Raw genomic sequence first — 21,374 nt, 5'->3', positions numbered from 1 at the left:
AACCCGCTACTTTTGCGCCCGCAAACTCCGGGTTGCCTTTCACGCAGTATTCCATTTCAACCCCAACCATACGACAGCCCCATGGCCACGAACCGCACGTTCACGATGATTAAGCCCGACGCAACCCAGGAAAACCACATCGGTGGTATCCTGAGCATGATTGAAGAGGGCGGCTTCCGCATCGTAAGCCTGAAAAAAGTACTGCTGACCCCCGAGCGCGCCGGCCAGTTCTACGAAGTACACAAGGAGCGCCCCTTCTACCAGGACCTGGTGAAGTACATGTCGTCGGGTCCCATTGTGGCGGCTATTCTGGAGAAGGACAACGCCGTAGCTGACTTCCGTACCCTGATTGGCGCCACCAACCCTGCCCAGGCCGCCGAAGGCACCATCCGGAAGAAGTATGCCAAGAGCATTGAAGCCAACGCCGTACACGGCTCCGACTCCGACGAAAACGCTCAGATTGAAGGCAACTTCTTCTTCACCGCCGACGAACAGTTCTAAGTCAGCGGCTTAGGTAGAGAGGCTTGCTTCCTACCCGAAGCCCAGAGCATTTAGAAACCCGCATTGCAGCCGCGCAGTGCGGGTTTTTTTGTGTACTCAAAACAGACTGTTTATAGACTTATTATATACTACTGGCATACTATGGGCCGCCTTTTAGTGGGCAAGGACAAGTCGGGTTAGTATCAGAGGCTTGCGAAGTATAGAACTGCGTGTCGGACCCAAAGAACCGCTGGTCGGCCTGCCTGAGCAGACCAGCCAGCGGTTCAGGCCGGAGGCGGGGGTAGGCGCGGCCGGTACGCTATGCCTGCTCCACGCTCAGCAACGGCTCGTGGGCCGTTTCCTCTACATCCTGCGGATTATGCTTGTGCTTGAATAGGATGACGAACAGCACGGCAATCACCAGGGCGTAGGCCGCAAACGTCAGCCAGATGCTTTGCCAATCTTTGGTTACGCCATCAGGAGCAGTGAAATACTTCTCGATGACAATGCCACTGACCGAGCTGCCCAGTACAGCCCCGAAGCCGTTGGTCATCATCATAAACAAGCCTTGCGCGCTGGCCCGGATGGAGGAAGCCGTCTGAGTTTCCACGAACAACGAGCCGGAGATATTAAAGAAATCGAAGGCCATGCCGTACACAATGCACGACAGAATGATCAGGGTAATGCCAGGGAAATCGGGGGTGCCGTACGCCAGCAGGCCAAAGCGCAGCACCCAGGCAATCATACTGAACAGCATTACCTGCTTGATGCCGAAACGGCGCAGGAAGAACGGAATAGCCAAGATGAACAGCGTCTCGGAAATCTGAGAGATGGACATGATAACGGCCGGGTGCTTTACGGCAAACGTGTTCTGGTAGGCAGGCACCTTGTCGAAATCATGCAGGAAGGTGTCGCCGTAGGCGTTGGTGAGCTGCAGGGCGGCGCCCAGCAGCAGGGCAAACAGGAAAAAGGTAAGCATCTTCGGGTCGCGCAGCAGCGCGAACGACTTCAGCCCGAATGCATCAACCAAAGAGCGGCTAGCCGTGCCCTTGGAGGGTGGGGGACAGGCGGGCAGCGTGAACGAATACACCCCGAGAGCAAAAGCCGCGGCCGCCGCTACATAAAACTGATTAGCCGATTTTTCAAAGTCCAGGCCGCTTACCGTCCACATGGCCGCAATGAAGCCGATGGTGCCCCACACCCGAATAGGGGGGTAGTCTTTCACCACATCCAGGCCTTCGCGCTTCAGTACCGAGTAAGAAACGGCAATGCTCAGGGCCAGCGTGGGCATATAGAAAATCATAGCTAGCTGCATCACCCAGAACATAGTGCCGGGGTCCGTAACCAGCGGAACCGTGCACAGTACCGCCCCGCCCAGGATGTGCAGCAGGCCGTAGAGTTTCTCGGCATTAAACCACTTATCGGCCACAATCCCCATGAGCGAGGGCATGAAGATGGAAGCAATGCCCATGGTGGAAAAAATAGCCCCGAATTGAGCCCCCGACCATTGCTTTGTCTGAAACCAATACGCGCCAATGGTAATCAGCCACGAGCCCCAGATAAAAAACTGTAAAAAGCTCAGAATAATGAGACGCAGCTTGGTACTCATGCAACTACGGTTGAGAAGAAGAGGGGGGAACACAATTTTGATCCTAAAGATACAAGAAATCTGTCCTGTGAAAATTCGCCCGGAAACCAAAGTTGTTCCTCCAGAAAGCGCATCGGTGCGCCTGCGGCAATAGCTCGTTCTATGAACCGGGCTGCTGAGAAGTTTGAAAAAGGACGTTCTCTCACCCCAACTCCACCCTTGAGCACTGCTCCTGGTCAAGCTAGCAGACACAACCCAGCTCCTACCCATAGAGTGCGCGCCGCAGTGGGCAGGAGCCGGGTTGTGTCTGCTAGCGGGGGAGTAGCTATATTTGAGGTGCAACTTAGTTGAGCTGAGCGGTGAACAAGAACAATCAGCCTCAAGGATACTGTAGAGCTACTATTTCGTGGTTAATTTCTACCCCAACACGCCCGTCACCGTCGCCGGCCTACGCATTGTTTTCATTAGCTCCTGTGATGGCAGCTGGGGCGGCAGTGAGGAATTATGGGCTGGTACTGCCTTGTGGCTGGCAAAAGCCGGGCATAGCATTCATGCCTTCAAAACCAACGTAGATGAGTGCCAGCCACGAATTGCGGAGCTACGAGCCGCGGGTTGCCGTGTTATCGAGTTAGATAAGGCTCCTCCCTTAGTTAACCGCATAACGAACCGGCTGCTGCCTAATAAATGGCACTACACTCGGCAAAAGAACAGCCGGGAGCTGCTGTTCAGGCACCTGCAGCGCCTGCGGCCCCACGTAGTGGTAGTGTCGCAGGGGTCGAACTACGACGGTATTGCATTTGCCGATGTATCTCGTCGGCTATGCATTCCTTATGTACTGGTAGCGCAGAAGGCCACCAACTCGCGGGCCCCTGATGCACTGGAGCGTGACTTGGCGCAGGAGGTATATCGGCAGGCCCGGCGGAGCTACTTTGTGTCGCAGCATAACCTAGAGCTAACCCAGCTTCAGCTGGGCATGCCGTTACCAGCGGCAGAGGTAATCAGAAACCCGTACAACGTTGCCTTCGACGGGGCACTGCCCTGGCCGGTAGCGGCAGATGGAGTGTTGCGCCTGGCGTGCGTGGCTCGCTTGTTTTTATCCGACAAAGGCCAGGACATTCTGCTCCAGACGTTGGCCCAGGCGAAGTGGCGCCAACGCCCCCTCACGCTTACTTTATACGGTGCTGGCCCCGATGAAGCGGCACTTCGGGGGATGGTAAACTTTCTGGGCCTGCAGAAGCAGGTGCATTTTGGCGGTCATGTATCCCACACCCAGGTTGAGCAGATATGGCGCACCCACCATGCCCTGGTGTTACCTTCGCGCTACGAAGGCCTGCCACTGGCTTTAGTGGAGGCAATGTTAGCGGGGCGGCCTGCTATTGCGGCTGACGCCGGTGGTATAGCGGAGCTACTGACGGACGGAGCAACCGGGTTTTTAGCGGCTGGGCTTACGGTAAAAGCGCTGGACGAGGCCTTGGAGAAGGCCTGGGCTGCCCGGGCTGATTGGCCCGTGGTAGGGGCAGAGGCGGCGCGACAGGCGCGGGCCGCTGTACCGGCCAACGCCCTGGAAGCATTTGCCGGTAAGCTGCTTAATGCAGTGTACGAAGCCCAGCTTGTGCCGAAACAGGCGGCAGCCCTTTCGTATCAGAATAGTCTGTCGCTAGTACAGCCGGTCTAGGGTTTTGCGGGCCGTTAAGGCGCCGGCCCAGCCCAGGTATTTTGCGGTTTGCCAAAAACAACGGCCGAATAGCAGAAGGTGCAAGCCAAGCACCAGTAGGTCTGAGGTGTGCTGACTGCTTAGCACCAGCAAAAGTCCGAGGGGGTAAAACACCTCGTAGTACTCATTAAGCAACACCCGCGCCCCCGGCTCCAGCACTTGAGCCCGGTTGCCCCACAGGCGCCACTTGAAGCCTTCCAGCAGCAGATAGGGTAGTAAAAATAATGCTGGCCAGAGCTGCTGATTTAGTACCAGCAGGAGACTAAAGCTCACTACCTCTACCGGAAAAATAACTGCCTGACCTATTCGGCGGGTGAATTGTGGACCTCGCACCCGCACCCAGGTATATACGCCAGCCTTGGCGTCGGCCTCCACATCATCCAGCTGATGCAGCAGAATATTGCGGATGCCGCAAGCCCAGGCCCAGGTCCCTAACGCTACGTACCACAAGATGGGTAAGGTATGACCGGTCCAGGCTGCCGCCAACGAGGCGGTAAGCAGCTGAGGAAACAGGTGAGAGCCGGAAGCATCGGCCAGCACACCCAAAAGCCCCCGGTTTTTGACCCGGATGGGAGGTAGGGAGTATAAGGAAAAAGCTACCCACGACCCCAAGTACAGCAAGCTGCTGACAGGGTTCCGGTGCCAGAAGTAAACGCCCATGCCCAAACCCGCCAACAGGCATCCCAAAATCAGCAGGGTCGGAAAAACTTTTGACCTGTCGGCCATATGATTGTACTTCCCGCCCAGGCGGTCATCGTCGAGGTCGGTCCAGTCGTTGATTACGCTAACATAGATGGCGCCCACTACCAGGGCACCCAGCAGCAGCAGCAGCCGGGGAACCAACGGCCAGACGGGAGCGTGAGCAAAGCAGGCCGTTGCGTAGAAAGTAGCTAGAACAGGCGAAAACTTATAGCTCCACCACGAATGCACCCGAGTAATCTGAACTAATTTACTGCCTAACGTTGGGGCGTAAGCAGACGCTGTTTGTGACATGAAAGGCCGTCCGCCATCAAGCAGACGTTATTAACTGGATGAATAGTAGGATTCTTGTAGTTCAAATATAAGACAGAAATACAGTTTTATAACTTTTTTAATATTAACTACCGACTGACCTGAAGCCGGGAAAGCAAATGGTACCTTGCAGGCTAAAAGAGATTAAAGCTTATCTACGTGCTGAACGCAACACGCAATCAGGAGAAAAACGCGGACCTCGCAGCTGGGCTGGTGCCCACGGTAGCCCCCGATAAAAAACAGTTGGAGCAAGCTATTGAGCTTGCCCTGAGCTATTTACATCAGCATCAGTTTCCGGAAGGACAATTTGCATCGTACTGCGCTGGCGACGGGCCCATGCAGGGCTGGATTTCCACGGATAGCACCCTGTTTCCGACGGCCCTGATTGCGCACTGCTTATTGCACGTAGCAGAACATCCGCTGGCCGATCAGATGCTAAGCCGGACAACTTTGTTTCTGCGAAACCAAATGAACTTTGGGGGCTTATGGAACCACTTCACGACCACGCATCGGCTGCGGCATCTGTGCCCGCTTGATTTGGACGACACCGCCTGTATATCAGCAATACTGCGGGCCCGCGGAATTGACTGCCCGGTACCAACGAACGTGCCCCTGTTTTTGATGAACCGGAACCGGCAGGGCTTGTTCTATTCGTGGTTTATTATGCGGCTGCGCTGGATACCGAGCCGAACCTTCTGGCGGGTAACCGCGCGCGAATTGCTTCACCCTATCCAGAGCATACTGTTTTGGCGGTCAGTGGAGGCCAGCCGCAACGATGTTGATGGGGTAGTAAATGCCAACGTGCTCTACTACCTGGGAGATATTCCAGAAACTCAGCCGGTAATTACCTTCCTACTGCGCATCATTGCTGAGCAACGGGAAGGCAACTGCGACCTGTGGTACCGGGACCCCCTCTTCGTGTACTACTCCTTTACCCGGTGTTATTACTCGGGTATTACAAAGCTGGAGCCCCTGCGCCAGCCCATCATTGACCGGATTCTGGCCCAGGCTAAGCCCGACGGCCGTTTGGGAGAAACGCTGGTTGACACGGCCTGGGCCGTGTGTAGCTTACTGAACCTGGGGTGTCAGCCGCCTGAGCTGAAAGCCGCTATCCACTATATTCTGCAGGCCCAGGGAGCTACCGGAGAATGGCCGCGCTGGCTACTATACTATGGCGGCCCTAAGCTAGCCGTCGGATGGGGCTCAGAAGAAATGACCACGGCATATTGTCTGGAAGCCCTGGTCCGCTACCACGCTCTGGCCAGCGCTTGAGCAGCGGCTGAGCTGGTAATATCTGCCCACAAAAAAGCCTTCTAGCTGTTCTAGAAGGCTTTTTTGTGGGCAGATACTAAGCTACGCCTCCTGCGAGAAGCGACGGTTCACTTCGTCCCAGTTAATGAGGTTGTAGAAGGCCGCAATGTAGTCGGGGCGCTTGTTCTGATACTTGAGGTAGTAGGCGTGCTCCCACACATCCAGGCCCAGAACCGGAGTGCCTTTGCAGCCAGAATCGGGCATCAGGGGGTTATCCTGGTTGGGCGTCGAGCAAATCTGCACCGAGCCATCGGACTGTTTGCAGAGCCAGGCCCAGCCCGAGCCGAAGCGGGTAGTAGCGGCCTTCGTGAATTCTTCCTTGAACTTCTCGTAGCTGCCGAAAGCTTTGGTAATAGCCTCACCGATAGGGCCGGTGGGCTCGCCGCCGCCGTTCGGGCCCAGGATGGTCCAGAACAGGGAGTGGTTCCAGTGACCACCGCCGTTGTTGCGCACGGCGGCCGGAGCCGAGGCAATGTTGTGCATCAGCTCTTCCAGGCTCTTGCCTTCCAGCTCGGTGCCGGCAATGGCATTGTTGAGGTTGGTTACGTAGGCCTGGTGGTGCTTGGTATGGTGAATTTCCATGGTTTGCGCATCAATGTGCGGCTCCAGGGCATCGTGGGCGTAGGGCAGTTGGGGCAGTTCGAAAGCCATAACAGAAAGGTTTGATTGGTGGAAAGAGGAAGCGACGCCGCCGCTCCGGGGTACCTGCAGCTATAACCGCCGCGGGCACCTCAGGGTTACGGAGGCGGCCAAAAGTAGGCTATTTCCGCTTTTGCGCGAAGAATTCCCGCATCAACTCCTCACTCTCGTGGCTCAAGATGCCGCTTACCAGCTCGGCCCGGGGGTGCAGCAGGTTGCCGTGCCGCCGAAACCCGAACTTGGGCTCGTGGGCTCCATACACCACCCGCCGTACCTGAGCCCAGGCCGTGGCGCCGGCGCACATTACGCAGGGCTCCACGGTCACGTACAGGGTGCAGTCGGTGAGGTATTTGTTGCCCAGGTGGTTGGCCGCGGCCGTCAGGGCCAGCATTTCGGCGTGGGCCGTTACGTCCTGCAGCTTCTCGGTTTGGTTATAGGCCCGGGCAATAATGCGCTTGTCCAGCACGACCACCGCACCAATCGGAATTTCTTCCTCCTCAAAAGCGTAGCGCGCCTGTTTCAGCGCCTCCCGCATGTACTGCTCGTCGGAATAAAGCGAAAGAGTCATGGGCGGTGAAATAGTGAGTTTGATGTTTGGGTAACTTCAAGGGTGCAAATAGAACATCAAACTCACTATTTCACCATCTCACCATTTCACTTCATCGTTACGCTGCCCATTACGGCCTGGGCGGTAGGTTGCCACTGAGCCTGCTCTTCGGCGGGGGCCACGAAGGTGAAAACGTAGAGTTGGTTGCCTTCAATGGCGTACTGCACGAACTGGTACTTGCGCACGGGCGCCAAGTTGCCACCCCGGCGGTTGTCGGTTACCGTCGAAACGAATTCCAGGGCCACGTAGTCGCGCTTATTCACGGTGCGAATGTCTTCCTGCAAAAACTGCACCTTGGAGTACATGTTCTGGATGCTGGCCTTGTAAATCTTGAGCAGCAGGGCGTAGTCACGGTTGCTGAAGGTGGTCGGCTTCTGGGCCACGCTCAGGTCGATGCGGCCGCTGGGGTTGCTGAATACAGCCAGGGGCTTACGCGCTGCCGGGTACTTGGCGGCAATACCATCATCGGGCAGGGCCGCGAAGCCTTCTGGTACCCCGAGCGTAATGTTTTGCCCAATGGCCGTTTTTTTAAGCTTGGGCCCGGCAAAAGCCACCAGAGCACCCAGCGCCAGCAGCAAGGAAGTAAATCGGAAAAAACGAGTCATGGTCATAGAGGGTTCAGAAGGCGAGAGGGGGTAGGGAAACGCCAGCCTACTAGGTCTGGACTGAATAGCCGGCGCTCCGCAAAAGCAAAGCTCCGAAGCCCTAACGACTTCGGAGCGTAAAAAAATCTGCCCTAACGGGGATCAAACAACAAAACGAACCCGTGCAATCCGACAAATCCGTTTAGTCCGTGATTTAGCGGCGCTTCTTGGAAACCGGAGCCGATGGGTACTTGATGCTCACTTTCTTCCAGTACACGTAGTTGCCGGTTTTAGCCTCGATGAGGTAAGTACCAGCCGGAATGCGCCCCAGATCTACGGGCTCCCCGGTGTTGTTCTGCGGGTCGAGCTCGGTGGTATACACAGCCTGCTTCTTATAGTTGGTCATCACCAGCGTACCGGGCTTGGTAAACTGTTGGGTGAAGCTAAGCATGATGCTCTGGCCGCTTGACGACGGGAATACATCAATACCCGAGAGTGTTTCCACGCGCTTAATGGGCCCGTTCAGCGTTACCGGCTCTACCTCCGACTTGGCCTTTACTTCCGTGCCATTAGCAGCCTTGGATTTGGTTTTAACCTTGGTCTGGGCCTGGGCGGCTGAAAAAGAGAGCAGCGTGGCAGCCAGGGCGAGCAGAACGGGGCGTTTCATATAGCGTAAAAAAGGTTGTGGCACCTGAATGTTGGTTCTGGAAATGCGGTTTGCATACTCCGTGCCGGATTTAGGGGTAGCCGACAAAAAAGCCAGTGGCACCGATGAAATCATCGTTTTCCTCAACTCAGTACCGCTGCAGTACCGTTCCCGGCCCGACGTTTTTTCAGCATTTGACTGAATTTCCTGCCTACCTTCGCCGCTATTATAGAACTTAGCTCTGAGGAGCCAGAAGTGAGAAAAGCCGACCGGCCCGCGCTACTTCTATCCTCTTAGTGCTAAGGTCTCACTTCTCAGCTCTAACAAAATGCTCCGGACTCATACCTGCGGCGAGTTGCGCCCCGAACACATTGGTTTAACCGTTACGCTCTGCGGCTGGGTCCAGCGTACCCGTGACAAAGGTGGCATTTTGTGGGTTGACTTGCGCGACCGGTACGGCATTACGCAGTTGGCCCTGGAAGAAGGGGTAGAAACCGCCGAAGTGCGCGAGCAGGCCCGGCAGCTGGGCCGCGAGTTCGTGCTGAGCGTAACCGGTAAGGTTTCGGAGCGCCACTCCAAAAACGATAAGATGCCCACCGGCGGCATCGAAATCCGGGTGGAGAGCATCACGGTGCTGAACCCAGCCAAGCTGCCGCCCTTCCTGATTGAGGACGAAACCGACGGCGGCGACGACCTGCGGATGAAGTACCGCTACCTCGACCTGCGCCGCAACCCGGTACGCCAAAACCTGATGCTGCGTCACCGCGTGGCCCAGGCTACCCGCCGCTACCTCGACGGGCAGCAGTTCATTGAGGTGGAAACCCCCGTCCTCATCAAAAGCACCCCGGAAGGTGCCCGCGACTTTGTAGTGCCCTCCCGCATGAATGCCGGTGAGTTCTACGCCCTGCCCCAAAGCCCCCAAACGTTTAAGCAGCTGCTGATGGTGTCGGGCTTTGACCGGTACTTCCAGATTGTGAAGTGCTTCCGCGACGAGGACCTGCGCGCCGACCGCCAGCCGGAGTTCACCCAGATCGACTGCGAAATGTCGTTTGTGGAGCAGGAAGACATTCTCAGCACCTTCGAGGGGCTGGTGCAGTACCTGTTCCGCAAGGTGAAAAACCTGGAAATCGGGACCCTACCCCGCATGACCTACGCCGACGCCATGCGCTACTACGGCAACGACAAGCCCGATACGCGCTTCGACATGAAGTTCGTGGAGCTGAACGAGGTAGTAAAAGGCCACGGCTTCCCGGTGTTCGAGGCGGCCGGACTGGTCGTGGGCATCAATGCTACCGGCGCGGCCTCCTACACCCGCAAGCAGCTCGATGAGCTGACCGAGTACGTGAAGCGCCCCCAGATTGGCGCTACTGGCCTCGTGTACGCCCGCGTGGAGCAGGATGGCTCGGTGAAATCGTCGGTCGATAAGTTCTACTCCCAGGAAGTGCTCCAGCAGTGGAAGGTGGCGTTCAACGCCCAGCCCGGCGACCTGCTGCTCATCCTGGCCGGTGAGCCCAACAAAACCCGTAAGGCCCTGAGCGAGCTGCGTCTGGAAATGGGGCAGCGCCTCGGCCTGCGCGACAAGGATACTTTCTCGGCCCTATGGGTGGTTGATTTCCCGCTGCTCGAATACAACGAGGAAGAAGGACGTTACTTCGCCATGCACCACCCCTTCACTTCGCCCAAGCCCGAAGATGTAGCCCTGCTCGACTCGCCCGAAACCATCGGGGAGGTGCGGGCCAACGCCTACGACATGGTGATTAACGGGGTAGAGGTAGGGGGCGGCTCCATCCGCATCCACGACCGCGCGGTGCAGGCCCGCATGTTCTCGCTGCTAGGCTTCTCCGATGAGGAAGCCAAAGCCCAGTTCGGCTTCCTGCTCGACGCCTTCGAGTACGGCGCTCCGCCCCACGGCGGCATTGCCTTTGGCTTCGACCGCCTCTGCAGCCTCTTCGGCGGCGCCGACTCCATCCGCGACTTTATTGCCTTCCCCAAAAACAACTCCGGCCGCGACGTTATGATTGACTCGCCTTCGCCCATTTCCGACGCCCAGCTGAAGGAACTGAGCATTGCTACGGCAGTGGTGGGGAAGTAAAGGGTACTTTTCGGTTTATGCGTCAGGTCCCGTTGTTTGCATCACTGCAAATAACGGGACCTGTTTTATGAGTACACACTATGGTGGAAGTACGATATAACCGGTGGAGTGCTTGGTTACAAGTGGCATTAGGACTGGTATTGTTAGGAACAGGTATAGCACTAAGCCCAACAATTGCCGGATTAATACTCTTATTGGCGGGAGCAGTAACAGTTCACATAGCTAGCTTGCGTTTACGAGAGAGCGACGTGCTGCTGCGTTTAACCCCAGAGCGCATCTGGACAAAAGAGTTTGGCTGGCAGCCCTGGAAGAAATTGGTCGTGAATCTGGAATCTGACCGTAATGGATACACATTGGAAATTCACAGGCCTTCGAGCTTCACGCCGCGTTTTTACGCGAGAGTTTCAACTCTGACAATTACTGCCAAGGAATTAAAGGCGTGGGCTATGCAATTCGCTACACGATAAGCAATAAACCAGAAACAGCTCCTGATACAGCAGGCGCCGCTTCCTGGTTTACTACCTGTCGAATATTAAATCGGTTGATTGGTCAAATTCTGCTCTTTCCTCGGGTGTCATTCTATTACGCAGAAGTTTGACGGTATATCCTCCTACCAAATGGTTGTTCTGGGTGTAATTCCAGTCAACTACTATGGCAGTATCAATGCGCACTTTCTGCCCTGCAACAACTTGCTTTGTGTACTCCGGTGTGTTGTCTACAGTGCCGTACCACTGGCCCTCTTCTAAAATTGGGTCGCCAATCCATAAAAACTCCTTTCTCTCCCCATCGTCGTAATGAACTTTTACGGCTGGGTTGGAGATAGTCGAATCAGCTTTACTGATGGTAGCCAAGAACTGAGGTAAGGTAGCTTTACCCTGCCTTATAGCGTGGTTCATTTCCGTATCCTCAGCCGTTACATTGTAAATAGCAGGCTCGCCTGGCCGCTCTACTTTATCAGTTGAGATAGTACAGCTGACAAGAGCAAGTAGAATACCTGATGCTATTGGAATACTAATTCGCATAGGGGTAGGGAAGAAACTACTCCAAATATAGGCGAGTACAGATTGCTTCTTTCGGATATAATTAGATATTTGTCTAAACATCTAATCAATCTTGAACGCTCTCTTTAAAGCCCTCAACGACCCCACGCGCCGCGCCATTCTGGAGTTGCTACGCCAGCAGCCACGCACGGCCGGCGAAATAGCCGAGCACTTCCAGTTCTCTAAGCCTACCATCAGCCACCACCTGGATTTGCTGAGACAGGCCGAGCTGGTGACCAGCGACAAGCAGGGCCAGTTCGTGACCTACACCCTGAACATGACCGTGATGGACGAGCTGCTGGGCTGGCTCCTGCAATTCAAACCCGGTAACGATACGAACGCATGAAGACGACCATCTGGAAACTGCTGACCTTGGTAGTATTGGTGCTGCCAGCCGCCTATCTGGCTTATACCTGGCCCGCGCTGCCGACCCAGATTCCGACCCACTTCAATGCGGCCGGTGCTGCCGACGGCTTTACGGCGAAAGAAAACATGTGGCTGCTCTGCCTGGGCCTGCCAATGGGCACTTACCTGCTGCTGACTTTCCTACCCCGCCTCGACCCCAAAAGGCGCCTGGATGCCGGCACCACGAACTACCAGAAGCTGCAACTGCTGCTGGTAGCCCTGATGAGCGGCCTCAGCCTGTTCAGCCTGTACGCGGCCCTGCACCCCGCCGTGCAGCCGGGGCGGGGGCTGGCGGTTGTGATGGGTGTGTTTTTCGCCCTGATGGGCAACTACCTCACAACAGTGCAGCCCAATTACTTCGTCGGGTTCAAAACGCCCTGGGCCCTGGAGTTTCCGCTGATCTGGACGCGGACGCACCGGCTGGGCGGCTGGCTGTTCTTTGCTACCGGGGTGCTGAGCACGTTGCTGGCTTTGGCAGGGCTAGGGGAGGTAGCAACGGGCGTGCTGGTGGCGGGGCTGCTGGGGACGACGGTAGCCGTGTACGCCTATTCCTATTGGCTCTATCGGCAGGAAATAACGGCGGCTCGCTAAGGGGTGAGGCAGATGCCAGCAGGAAAGTAAAAAGCCAGCAACTATTCAATTCTGGCGGTTTCTTCTATCTTTCCTTCTTCTCCTGGCTTCCAACCCGTGCCTGTATGCGCCTGCTCCGCGACCTGAAACTTGATGAGGTATTCGTGCTCGACATCGAAACCGTACCCTGCGTAGGCTGCCACGACGATCTGGAGGAGATGCTAAAAGAGCTGTGGGAGCACAAGTGCCACGCCCTGCGGCGCGAGAAAGGCTGGATTTCGCACCACGACCACATTGCGCCCCTGCCCGATACCCTACATGCCGCCAACTTGTTTGAGCAGGCCGGTATCTACGCTGAGTTTGGCCGGGTAGTATGCATCTCGCTAGGACGGTTTCGGTATAACGCTGAAGGAGAAGTGCGCTTCAGCGTGAAGTCCTTTTACGGGCACGATGAGCGGCAACTGCTGCAGGAGTTCAGCGCTGTCATTAGTCACCGGCCGCAGTTCCGGCTGTGCGGGCATAATGCCAAGGAGTTCGACCTGCCCTACCTGTCGCGCCGCATGCTTATCAATGGGCTGCCTTTGCCGCCGCACCTGGATACGGCCGGTAAAAAGCCCTGGGAGGTACTCCACTTGGATACCATGGAGCTCTGGAAGTTCGGCGACCGGAAATCCTTCACGTCCCTGGGTTTGCTGGCGGCCATGTTCGGCATTCCTACCCCCAAAGACGACATCCAGGGCAAGGACGTAGCGCGGGTGTACTACGAGGAAAACGATTTGCCCCGCATTGCCCGCTATTGTCAGAAGGACATTGTAACCACGGCCCGGCTGTTGCAGAAGTTTCGCGGTGAAGATCCGTTCGGCGACGAAGCTATTGTGTACGCGGATCAGGAAACCGTACTACGGCGCGTATAAGGCAATTAAGTCAAAGTAAACTCATCTATTTGGGCTTGGCTTCAGTACTGCCTTATGTCCGCTTATAGAAGGGTAGTTGGCTGAAGCAGGTCTGAAAAGCAGTAGCAAAGACTGCCTCCACAGCCAGCCTGATTCTAAAGCTCAACCTTGAAAAAAGAAAAATTAATCTTAATTATAAAATAATTATTACAATAAATAATTGTACTTTGTGGTATGTTGGACAGAAAGGGAATGGACTGTTATGGAACACACCGCATCACACACCTCACAAGTATTTTTCACCAGTGAAGTCGTTAGTCGGCTAGCGCAGGAAACGCAGGAAAATCAAGCCGGAATTTGGGGTGCGTTGGGGCAAGTAGTGCCCCTGGTGGCCCACTCACTAGCCGGGCGGGCCAGCGGCCCCGATGGGCCCGAAGCCATCTGGAAGCTCAGCCGGGAAGCCTACGGGGCTAGTGTGCTGGAACACCTGCTGGGGCCAGGGCAGGAAAACTGGCTGCAACGCGGTGAAGCCCTTATGCGGGGCTTGCTGGGTGAGAGCTACAACTTTACAGGGCTGCGGATAGCAGCCGCGGCGGGCATCAGTTCGGCCGCCGTCAACTACCTGCTCAGCGTAACGGCGGTAGCTGCCTTGGGGGTAGCCGGCGAATACAGCCAGGAGCACAGCTTCGACGCCGCGGCGCTGGCCCGCTGGCTTCACCAAGACGAAGATGCCCTTCAGCGCCTCCTGCTGGCTGGCTCGCCCCGTCCGCAGGCCCCGGAAACCGGCCCTCGTGAGTTTGCGGCAGTGCCGGAGGTAGCCCCCGCCGGTAGCGCCCTAACGGAAACGCCGCACGGCCACGGCTCCTGGCTGCCAGTAGGCGGGGGGCGCACCTTTACCCCGGCACCGGCTGCGCCTGCCCCCAGCACGTCGCCTATTGCCGGCCAGCCCTGGGCGTGGGGGGTACTCCTGCTGACAGCAGTAGGCCTCGGATACTTTTTCGGCCATGATACCGAAGAGAGTACGACCAGCTCAAGCCCCCGCTCCGGGTTGGTAACCACGAGTACGGCCGCTCCGGCGCCCGTGAAGGCCACGGCCGCCGGCCGCTATGACCCCGTCAACGATAAGTATATCTACGACACAGGGCAGCCTTTGATTCTGCGTCTGGCCGATGGAACCACGCAAAAGGTAGGCGCTACTTCCACCGAAAACCGCCTGTACACGTTCCTGGCCGACCCGGGGATGCAGGTTGACTCGGTAAATCGCACCAATGGCTGGATCAATTTCGACCGGGTGTACTTCGAAACCGGGCAGACTACCCTCACGGACGAGTCGTTTCAGCAGTTGCGCAACGTAGCCAGTATCCTGAAGACTTTTCCCAACTCTCAGGTAAAGATTGGGGGATACACCGACAGCACTGGTAACGCTATGAAAAACTTTCAGCTTAGCGAGGAGCGGGCCAAAACGGCCATGCTGGTGCTGGCAAGCTCCGGGGTTGATATCAACCGAATTCAAGCGAAAGGGTACGGCGGTAAGTACTTTATCACCCCGAACACTACCCCCGAAGGCCGCGCCCTGAACCGCCGCATCAGCATTCGGGTAGTGAAAAAATAAGGTGGGCGTTGGTAGTTTATAAAACGAAGAAAGCGACTCTAATAGAGCCGCTTTCTTCGTTTTTAAGGGGTAGCAAATCTGCTAGAGAATTCCGGCGACCAAACCTGGCAGTACACCCAGTGCCACCGTCAGCAAGGCCAGCAGCAGCAACGCCGCCGACTGAAAGCCCGTTACCGGAACCGGGGTAGCGGTGGTTTCGTCATCGGCCTCGCGCATGTACATGGCAATGATGGGGCGTAGGTAGTAGTAGATACTCACCATCGACATGACCACCGCGAATACCACGAGGCCAATGTAGCCATTTTCAACGGCGGCCGAGAAGATAAAGAACTTACCAAAGAAGCCACCGGTGAGCGGAATACCCGCCAACGACAGCATGGCCACCGTCATGACGAAGGCCAGCAAGGGGTTGGTTTTGGCGAGGCCATTCAGGCCGTTGTAGTCTTCCCGCGCGCGGGCGTCGGCTACCAGCTTCAGCACCCCAAACGAGGCCACGGTAGCCACCGAGTAAGCCAGAGAGTAGAAGAAGAGGCCGTTGGCCGAAGCGCCTTCCAGCTGTCCGTTGAAGGCTACCAGCCCAATCAGCAGGTAGCCCGCGTGCGACACACTGGAGTAGGCCAGCATGCGCTTGGCGCTGGTCTGGGTTACGGCGCCCACGTTGCCGAGCAGCAGCGTGAGTACGCACATGGCCGTGAGGGTCGGCAGCCACACGCCCTGGGCCGAAGCCGCGGGGAAGGCCTGCACCAGCAGCTTCAGGAAGGCCGCGAAGCCCGCCGCCTTCACTACGGTGCTCATGAAGGCCGTGAAGAAGGTAGGCGTGCCCTCATACACGTCGGGCGTCCAGAAGTGGAAAGGCGCGGCCGATACTTTAAAGCCCATGCCGATAAACATCAGCAGCATGCCAATGTACAGCATCGGCGTGAGCGAGGCATTCACGGGGTTCTGCACCGCGAAGCTGATGTCGCGCAGCACGAAGGTGCCGGTAGCACCGTACACCAGGGCCATACCGAAGAGCAGGATGCCCGTGGTAAAGGAACCCATCAGGAAGTACTTCAGCGCGGCTTCGTTGGAGCGCAGGTTGCGCTTATCGGAGCCGGCCAGCACGTACATGGCAATGCTCAGGGTTTCCACACCCAGGAACAGCATCAGCAGGTGGTTGTAAGCCACCATCATAATAGCGCCCACCAGTGAGAAAATCAGCAGCGAGTAGTACTCAGCTAGGTTGGCCTCCCCGTCGTGCACGTATTTCTGGGAGAAGGGTAGGAGCACCAGGGCCGTCAGGACCACAATGCCCGTGAAGGCCACCGAGAAATTATCGACCACCAGCATGTCGTTGAAGAACGACTGTGGCCCTTGATTCCAATCGGTGAAATTTACCGTTAGCACGAGGCCAAGTATGAGCATGGCCGCCGGGAGCAGCAGCCGGTTGGAGCGGCGGAACCCCAGAAACAGGTTGCCGAGGCCCAGAACGGAAAGTAGAATGATGGAATGCATTGGCAAAGGAAGCCGACGCCGCTACTGCGGCATGCCAGCAGTTTAGCGTTTTACTACCTCGTTCAGAATGTTCATCACGCTGCCTTCCGACAGGTGCAGGAAGGTGCCGGGAAACAAGCCAATCCAGAAAACCAGCACGATGAGCGGCACCAGCAGCGCCAGCTCGGCACCCGTAAGGTCGGTGAAGGTGGCGGTGAACGACGAATCGGGGCCTAGCATCACACGCTGGAACATGCGCAGCAGGTACACCGCGCCCAGAATGATGGTTACGCCGGCTACGGCGCCCATCCAGGCATTGTACTCAAACACCCCTTCCAACAGCAGGAACTCGCCCACAAAGCCGTTGGTGAGGGGTAGGGCCACAGTGCCCAGCAGCAGCACCAGGAAGCACACCGTCAGGACCGGAGCCTGCCGGGTCAGGCCCCCCAGGTCGGCGATGTTGCGGGTGCCGGTACGGCGCTCAATGGCGTCGGCAATGAAGAACATGCCGACTACGTTCACGCCGTGGGCCAGCATCTGAATGCTGGCGCCCTGCAGGCCAATCTGGGTCAAGGAAAACACGCCGGCAATCATCAGGCCTACGTGCGAGAGGGAGGAGTAGGCAATCAGGCGCTTCACGTCCTGCTGACGAATGGCAATGATGGCCCCGTAGATGATGCCGATAATAGCCAGAATCAGCACCAGGTTCTGCCAGTAGTCAACGCCGAGCGGCACTACAGGCAGCAGCCAGCGCATGCAGCCGTAGATACCCATTTTCAGCATGATGCCGGAGAGCAGCATGGTGGCCGGGGCCGGGGCCTCCGTGTAGGTGTCGGGCTGCCAGGTATGGAAGGGGAAGATGGGCATTTTCACGGCGAAGGCCGCGAAAATCAGCCAGAACAGCCACATCTGGGTTGCAGCCGGCAGGTTCAGGCTGTAGAACGAGGCCAGGCTGGAGTTGTGCGCCGCCAGCCCGTCGGCCGAAGCGCCGGTCTGGAAATAGAGATACACAAAGCCGGCCAGCATGAACAGCGAGCCAACGATGGTGTAGAGGAAAAACTTGAACGTGACCTTGGCCCGGTTCACTCCGCCCCATACGCCGGCCAGAAAGTAAATCGGAATCAGGGCTACCTCCCACATAAAGTAGAACAGGAAGGCATCCTGCGCCGTGAATACGCCAATCAGGCCGGTTTGCATAAACAGCACCAGGGCGTAGAACACACCTTCGTTTTCAAAGTTGCGGCGGAAGGCGGCCAGCAGAATAATCGGCACCAGGAAAGCCGTCAGCAGCACCAGCAGCAGGCTCAGGCCGTCCATACCGACCGCGAACTGAATGCCAGCCGAAGGAATCCAGTTGAGGTTGTAGGAGAATTGCCCGGTGTGGTTAGCATTGAAGGTGAACGCCGCGTAGGCCGCCAGCACGAGTTCAACCAACGCCGCGCCCAGCGCCGGAACCCGGGCCGCACGGCCTTTGAAGAAGTGCAGCAGCAGGGCGGCCGCCACGGGCCAGAGTAGAAGAAGGACAGTCAGCATTAACTAAGCGAGTTGTTCTGTTTAAAGAGAGACTTTATCGTTTCTCGTTAGATTTAATTAGCTTCATAAGTACTGGTTAATAATTCTATTTTTTTCTCTTGACTCAATTTGTCAGACGTAATCAGAATATTATAAGCGAAGCCTTTTTTAGACGCAAATAGAAAAGTATTATTTACTTGTTTTTGCTCGAATTTTCCCGAGAATTTACAAATGACATAATTTCTTTTATTGTCATTTAAAATCATTTGTGAAGATAACCCTTGATTCTTCCAGAACTCAGATTCCCATTTGTAGTAAGCATGTGCAAAATGATTATCTGTGAAGGAAGAAGAATAGAAAGGATAATCTTTCTTAGGAGCTTTGGTTATAGCTAAAAGCTCGTTCTGCTCGTTGGTAAATTCGTATTGGCGCGAGTCTGGATTATATGCAGTATTTTTCCACTTACCTCTTATGCTAATACGGCCATATTTAGTATTTATAATTGTCTGTTCTTGCGGTTTTGAAATAGGTGTTTGTGCTTCTTGAAAAGTTTGATGAAGAAACAATAAAGAAATTATTCCTGCCAAACTAAACATAGCTCTAAAACTTCACAAAGTTCAGGGCCAACACCAGCACGATACCCACCACCATCAGAATCAGGTAGGTTTCCACGGAGCCGGTTTGCACGTAGCGCAGCAGTTGTCCACCACCCATGGTCAGGCGGCCTAGGCCGTTCACGATGGGGTCGATGATGCCGTTTTCTACGAAGCGGTAGAGGCCGCGCGAGAGGCCCATGATCGGTCTAACGAACAGGGCGTTGTACAGCTCGTCGATGTAGTACTTGTGATGCACCAGATTTTCGGGGGCCGAGCGGTGGGCTTCGTCCTCAGCCGGGCGTACGCCGCGGCTCACGTACTGCACGTAGGCAAACACAATACCCAGCACACCCGCACCTACTGAGAGGCCAATCAGCATCAGCTCGGTCGCGTGGTCAACCTCCAGGCCAAAGGCTGCGGGGTTCAGCTTGCGCGAGTACGTGAACAGGGGCGCGAGGTAGTTGGAGAGGTAGGCGTTTTCTTCGCCCAGGAAGAAGGGCGCGTTCATGAAGCCACCCACGGCCGCCAGGATAGCCAGCACAACGAGGGGTAGGGTCATGGAAGCGGGCGACTCGTGCAGGTGGTGCTTTTGCTCCTCGGTGCCCCGGAACTCGCCGAAGAAGGTGAGGAATAGCAGACGGAACATGTAGAAAGCCGTCAGGAAAGCGGTGAACAGGCCTACCGCGTACAGGGCTTTGCTGTGCTGGTAGACGTGCAGCAGGATTTCATCCTTGGAGAAGAAGCCCGAGAAGGGCGGGATGCCGGCAATGGCCAGGCAGCCAATTAGGAAGGTGATGAACGTGATGGGCAGCGACTTCCGCAGGCCGCCCATACGGCGCATGTCCTGCTCGTTGCTCATGGCGTGAATCACGGAGCCGGCACCCAGGAACATCAGGGCCTTGAAGAAAGCGTGGGTCAGGACGTGGAACAGGGAAGTGCTGTAGCCCATCACGCCCAGGGCCAGGAACATGTAGCCCAGCTGCGAAACAGTAGAGTAGGCCAGTACCTTCTTGATATCATTCTGGGCCAGACCGATGGTAGCGGCAAATAGCGCCGTAGCGCCGCCGATGATGGCAATAACTTCCAGGGTATTGGGGGCCAGTGTGAACAACACGTTGGCGCGGATAATCATGTAGATACCCGCCGTTACCATGGTGGCGGCGTGAATCAGGGCCGAAACCGGGGTAGGGCCGGCCATAGCGTCGGGCAGCCAGGTGTAGAGCGGCAGCTGGGCCGATTTACCAGTGGCACCTACAAAGAGCAGCAGGGTAATGGCCGTTACTACCCCCGTGCCAATCTGTAAGGTGCTGGCCTTTTGGAATACCTCGGCGTACTGGACCGAATCAAAAGTCAGGTAAATTAGGAAGATGCCCAGCAGGAAGCCCAGGTCACCAACGCGGTTGATAATGAAGGCTTTCTTAGCAGCGTTGTTGTAGCTGGTGTTCTTATTCCAGAAGCCAATGAGCAAGTAGGAGCAGAGGCCTACCCCTTCCCAACCGATGAACAGAATCACGAAGTTGGCGCCCAGCACCAGCACCAGCATGCTGAACACGAACAGGTTCAGAAAGGAAAAGAACTTGCCCACGTTCTCGTCGTGGTGCATGTAGCCGATGCTGTACACATGAATCAGGAAGCCTACGCCCGTCACCAGCAGCAGCATAATCAGGCTGAGCTGGTCAATCTGGTAGCTAAACGGAATCTGCAGGGAGCCCACCCGAATCCACTCGAACAGCGTGACGGTGTAGGGGTACTCGAACGTGGCGAACAGCGTGGCCGAAATCAGGAACGAGCCCAGCACCGCGGCCGAGCCAATCAGGCCGGCTACCGTGCCCGACAGGCGCCGGTTCAGCAGCCCGTTGATGAGAAAGCCCAGAAACGGCAACAGCGGAATGAGCACGTACAGCAAAGTCGAGTACGGTGCGCTGGCAGCGGGTATTACTTGTTCTTGCATAAGCAGGGATGCAGAATCACATGGTTATCCTTGGCGGAACCAAAGACCTCTACCGTGTAGGAAGGTTGCGAGCAGCGCAACAGGTAGGAGCCTTGGGTCCGCAGCTTGGTAACCGCGTGAAATCAGAACTTCAGGCGGTTAAGCAGATTGACGTCGGTACTCTGGAGGTTGCGGTAAATCATCACGATGATGGCCAGGCCCACCGCTACTTCGGCGGCCGCTACGGCCATGATGAAAAACACGAATACCTGTCCGTTGGGGTCAGCGCGGTAGGCTGAAAAAGCCGTCAGCAGCACGTTTACGGCGTTGAGCATCAGCTCCACACACATAAAGATGATAATGGCATTACGTCGGGTGAGTACGCCCAGTACACCGATGGAAAACAGAGCGGCGGCGAAAAAGACGTAGTACTGGAGAGGTACCGTTTGGATAACCTGCGGTATGTTCTGGTCCATGCGGTGAGGCTGACGGCGAAAGGACGCCCTCACTCACGGATGAGGTAAGGGCAACTAGCCGGCAAAGGTATCCTGAAAATCGGAAAACGCCACCCTTAAATCGGGCCCCGTTGGGCAGAACCGGGGCCAGGCACAGCAGACTGGGCAGGAAGCGGCATCTGGCTGCCACTTGGGTTGTGGCCCACGGAGGGTTTA

Annotated in this window: 21 protein-coding genes; 9 read left to right on the top strand and 12 right to left on the bottom strand. The window is 56.3% G+C overall.

Going from position 1 to position 21,374, the window contains the following annotated elements:
- The first annotated feature begins 81 nt into the window (after nt 1-81).
- Nucleotides 82-501, top strand: a complete 420-nt coding sequence (locus GGU46_RS16810; protein ID WP_183404720.1) for a nucleoside-diphosphate kinase — start codon at nt 82-84, stop codon at nt 499-501.
- A gap of 298 nt (nt 502-799) precedes the next feature.
- Here GGU46_RS16810 and GGU46_RS16805 read toward each other — a convergent pair whose 3' ends face one another.
- Entirely contained in the window at nt 800-2,089 is a 1,290-nt protein-coding gene (locus GGU46_RS16805; RefSeq protein WP_183404719.1) for a nucleoside permease, read from the bottom strand.
- Between the two features lie 385 nt (nt 2,090-2,474).
- On the opposite strand from GGU46_RS16805, the gene GGU46_RS22485 reads away from it, so the two are divergent.
- A complete protein-coding gene (locus GGU46_RS22485; RefSeq protein ID WP_183404718.1) occupies nt 2,475-3,743 on the top strand; it encodes a glycosyltransferase in 1,269 nt (422 codons plus the stop codon).
- Here GGU46_RS22485 and GGU46_RS16795 read toward each other — a convergent pair.
- The gene (locus tag GGU46_RS16795) at nt 3,726-4,775 is read right to left on the bottom strand and encodes a UbiA family prenyltransferase (RefSeq protein WP_262890954.1); all 1,050 of its coding nucleotides are present in this window, start codon (nt 4,773-4,775) and stop codon (nt 3,726-3,728) included. The two genes, GGU46_RS22485 and GGU46_RS16795, sit on opposite strands and share 18 nt — an antisense overlap.
- Before the next feature lie 177 nt (nt 4,776-4,952).
- On the opposite strand from GGU46_RS16795, the gene GGU46_RS16790 reads away from it, so the two are divergent.
- Nucleotides 4,953-6,065 (top strand): hypothetical protein, encoded by a 1,113-nt coding sequence (locus GGU46_RS16790; protein WP_183404716.1) that lies wholly within the window; start codon nt 4,953-4,955, stop codon nt 6,063-6,065.
- An 81-nt stretch (nt 6,066-6,146) separates the two neighbouring features.
- On the opposite strand, the gene GGU46_RS16785 is transcribed toward GGU46_RS16790, so the two are convergent.
- From GGU46_RS16785 to GGU46_RS16770, 4 genes are all read right to left on the bottom strand, one after another.
- On the bottom strand, nt 6,147-6,755 hold the full coding sequence (locus GGU46_RS16785; protein WP_183404715.1) for a superoxide dismutase: 609 nt from the start codon (nt 6,753-6,755) through the stop codon (nt 6,147-6,149).
- 109 nt (nt 6,756-6,864) lie between these two features.
- Complete coding sequence (locus tag GGU46_RS16780) at nt 6,865-7,311, bottom strand: nucleoside deaminase (RefSeq protein WP_183404714.1); 447 nt, start codon at nt 7,309-7,311, stop codon at nt 6,865-6,867.
- 86 nt (nt 7,312-7,397) lie between these two features.
- Nucleotides 7,398-7,961 carry a hypothetical protein gene (locus GGU46_RS16775; protein ID WP_215906375.1) on the bottom strand — a complete coding sequence of 188 codons (564 nt, stop codon included), beginning with the start codon at nt 7,959-7,961 and terminating at the stop codon, nt 7,398-7,400.
- A gap of 187 nt (nt 7,962-8,148) precedes the next feature.
- Complete coding sequence (locus GGU46_RS16770) at nt 8,149-8,601, bottom strand: hypothetical protein (protein ID WP_110978663.1); 453 nt, start codon at nt 8,599-8,601, stop codon at nt 8,149-8,151.
- Nucleotides 8,602-8,644: 43 nt separating this feature from the next.
- Between GGU46_RS16770 and GGU46_RS16765 the strand changes: the two genes are divergently transcribed.
- Together GGU46_RS16765 and aspS are read left to right on the top strand one after the other, a co-directional pair.
- The gene (locus GGU46_RS16765; protein WP_183404712.1) at nt 8,645-8,782 is read left to right on the top strand and encodes a hypothetical protein; all 138 of its coding nucleotides are present in this window, start codon (nt 8,645-8,647) and stop codon (nt 8,780-8,782) included.
- A 126-nt stretch (nt 8,783-8,908) separates the two neighbouring features.
- Nucleotides 8,909-10,672 (top strand): aspartate--tRNA ligase, encoded by a 1,764-nt coding sequence (aspS, locus tag GGU46_RS16760; RefSeq protein WP_183404711.1) that lies wholly within the window; start codon nt 8,909-8,911, stop codon nt 10,670-10,672.
- A 518-nt stretch (nt 10,673-11,190) separates the two neighbouring features.
- Here aspS and GGU46_RS16755 read toward each other — a convergent pair.
- Nucleotides 11,191-11,694, bottom strand: a complete 504-nt coding sequence (locus GGU46_RS16755; RefSeq protein WP_183404710.1) for a DUF2314 domain-containing protein — start codon at nt 11,692-11,694, stop codon at nt 11,191-11,193.
- 91 nt (nt 11,695-11,785) lie between these two features.
- Between GGU46_RS16755 and GGU46_RS16750 the strand changes: the two genes are divergently transcribed.
- From GGU46_RS16750 to GGU46_RS16735, 4 genes are all read left to right on the top strand, one after another.
- Nucleotides 11,786-12,058, top strand: a complete 273-nt coding sequence (locus GGU46_RS16750; protein ID WP_183404709.1) for an autorepressor SdpR family transcription factor — start codon at nt 11,786-11,788, stop codon at nt 12,056-12,058.
- Nucleotides 12,055-12,708, top strand: coding sequence for an SdpI family protein (locus GGU46_RS16745; RefSeq protein ID WP_183404708.1), 654 nt, complete (start codon nt 12,055-12,057; stop codon nt 12,706-12,708). The genes GGU46_RS16750 and GGU46_RS16745 overlap by 4 nt, the downstream gene beginning before the upstream one ends.
- Before the next feature lie 104 nt (nt 12,709-12,812).
- Complete coding sequence (locus tag GGU46_RS16740) at nt 12,813-13,601, top strand: 3'-5' exonuclease (protein WP_183404707.1); 789 nt, start codon at nt 12,813-12,815, stop codon at nt 13,599-13,601.
- Between the two features lie 241 nt (nt 13,602-13,842).
- Nucleotides 13,843-15,192, top strand: coding sequence for an OmpA family protein (locus GGU46_RS16735; RefSeq protein ID WP_221297357.1), 1,350 nt, complete (start codon nt 13,843-13,845; stop codon nt 15,190-15,192).
- A gap of 81 nt (nt 15,193-15,273) precedes the next feature.
- Here the strand turns inward: GGU46_RS16735 and GGU46_RS16730 are convergent, their stop codons facing one another.
- From GGU46_RS16730 to nuoK, 5 genes are all read right to left on the bottom strand, one after another.
- Nucleotides 15,274-16,686, bottom strand: coding sequence for an NADH-quinone oxidoreductase subunit N (locus GGU46_RS16730; RefSeq protein WP_183404705.1), 1,413 nt, complete (start codon nt 16,684-16,686; stop codon nt 15,274-15,276).
- A 42-nt stretch (nt 16,687-16,728) separates the two neighbouring features.
- Nucleotides 16,729-18,198 (bottom strand): complex I subunit 4 family protein, encoded by a 1,470-nt coding sequence (locus tag GGU46_RS16725; RefSeq protein WP_183404704.1) that lies wholly within the window; start codon nt 18,196-18,198, stop codon nt 16,729-16,731.
- Between the two features lie 53 nt (nt 18,199-18,251).
- A complete protein-coding gene (locus GGU46_RS16720; RefSeq protein ID WP_184094083.1) occupies nt 18,252-18,764 on the bottom strand; it encodes a hypothetical protein in 513 nt (170 codons plus the stop codon).
- A gap of 13 nt (nt 18,765-18,777) precedes the next feature.
- Entirely contained in the window at nt 18,778-20,724 is a 1,947-nt protein-coding gene (nuoL, locus tag GGU46_RS16715) for an NADH-quinone oxidoreductase subunit L (RefSeq protein ID WP_183404702.1), read from the bottom strand.
- 122 nt (nt 20,725-20,846) lie between these two features.
- Nucleotides 20,847-21,179, bottom strand: a complete 333-nt coding sequence (gene nuoK, locus GGU46_RS16710) for an NADH-quinone oxidoreductase subunit NuoK (RefSeq protein ID WP_183404701.1) — start codon at nt 21,177-21,179, stop codon at nt 20,847-20,849.
- Nucleotides 21,180-21,374: the final 195 nt, after the last annotated feature.

The sequence above is a fragment of the Hymenobacter latericoloratus genome (assembly GCF_014199535.1).
Lineage (GTDB): Bacteria > Bacteroidota > Bacteroidia > Cytophagales > Hymenobacteraceae > Hymenobacter > Hymenobacter latericoloratus.
Note: the sequence above shows the minus strand (reverse complement) of the source record. Positions and strands in the feature narration are given on the sequence as shown.

Coding starts and splice junctions, on each gene's coding strand:
- GGU46_RS16780 (WP_183404714.1), bottom strand. CDS start 7,311: ATGACTCTTTCGCTTTATTCCGACGAGCAGTACATGCGGGAGGCGCTG.
- GGU46_RS16755 (WP_183404710.1), bottom strand. CDS start 11,694: ATGCGAATTAGTATTCCAATAGCATCAGGTATTCTACTTGCTCTTGTC.
- GGU46_RS16770 (WP_110978663.1), bottom strand. CDS start 8,601: ATGAAACGCCCCGTTCTGCTCGCCCTGGCTGCCACGCTGCTCTCTTTT.
- GGU46_RS16730 (WP_183404705.1), bottom strand. CDS start 16,686: ATGCATTCCATCATTCTACTTTCCGTTCTGGGCCTCGGCAACCTGTTT.
- GGU46_RS16785 (WP_183404715.1), bottom strand. CDS start 6,755: ATGGCTTTCGAACTGCCCCAACTGCCCTACGCCCACGATGCCCTGGAG.
- GGU46_RS16810 (WP_183404720.1), top strand. CDS start 82: ATGGCCACGAACCGCACGTTCACGATGATTAAGCCCGACGCAACCCAG.
- GGU46_RS16765 (WP_183404712.1), top strand. CDS start 8,645: ATGCGGTTTGCATACTCCGTGCCGGATTTAGGGGTAGCCGACAAAAAA.
- aspS (WP_183404711.1), top strand. CDS start 8,909: ATGCTCCGGACTCATACCTGCGGCGAGTTGCGCCCCGAACACATTGGT.
- GGU46_RS16740 (WP_183404707.1), top strand. CDS start 12,813: ATGCGCCTGCTCCGCGACCTGAAACTTGATGAGGTATTCGTGCTCGAC.
- nuoL (WP_183404702.1), bottom strand. CDS start 20,724: ATGCAAGAACAAGTAATACCCGCTGCCAGCGCACCGTACTCGACTTTG.
- GGU46_RS16735 (WP_221297357.1), top strand. CDS start 13,843: ATGGAACACACCGCATCACACACCTCACAAGTATTTTTCACCAGTGAA.
- GGU46_RS16795 (WP_262890954.1), bottom strand. CDS start 4,775: ATGTCACAAACAGCGTCTGCTTACGCCCCAACGTTAGGCAGTAAATTA.
- GGU46_RS16775 (WP_215906375.1), bottom strand. CDS start 7,961: ATGACCATGACTCGTTTTTTCCGATTTACTTCCTTGCTGCTGGCGCTG.
- GGU46_RS16725 (WP_183404704.1), bottom strand. CDS start 18,198: ATGCTGACTGTCCTTCTTCTACTCTGGCCCGTGGCGGCCGCCCTGCTG.
- GGU46_RS16805 (WP_183404719.1), bottom strand. CDS start 2,089: ATGAGTACCAAGCTGCGTCTCATTATTCTGAGCTTTTTACAGTTTTTT.
- nuoK (WP_183404701.1), bottom strand. CDS start 21,179: ATGGACCAGAACATACCGCAGGTTATCCAAACGGTACCTCTCCAGTAC.
- GGU46_RS16745 (WP_183404708.1), top strand. CDS start 12,055: ATGAAGACGACCATCTGGAAACTGCTGACCTTGGTAGTATTGGTGCTG.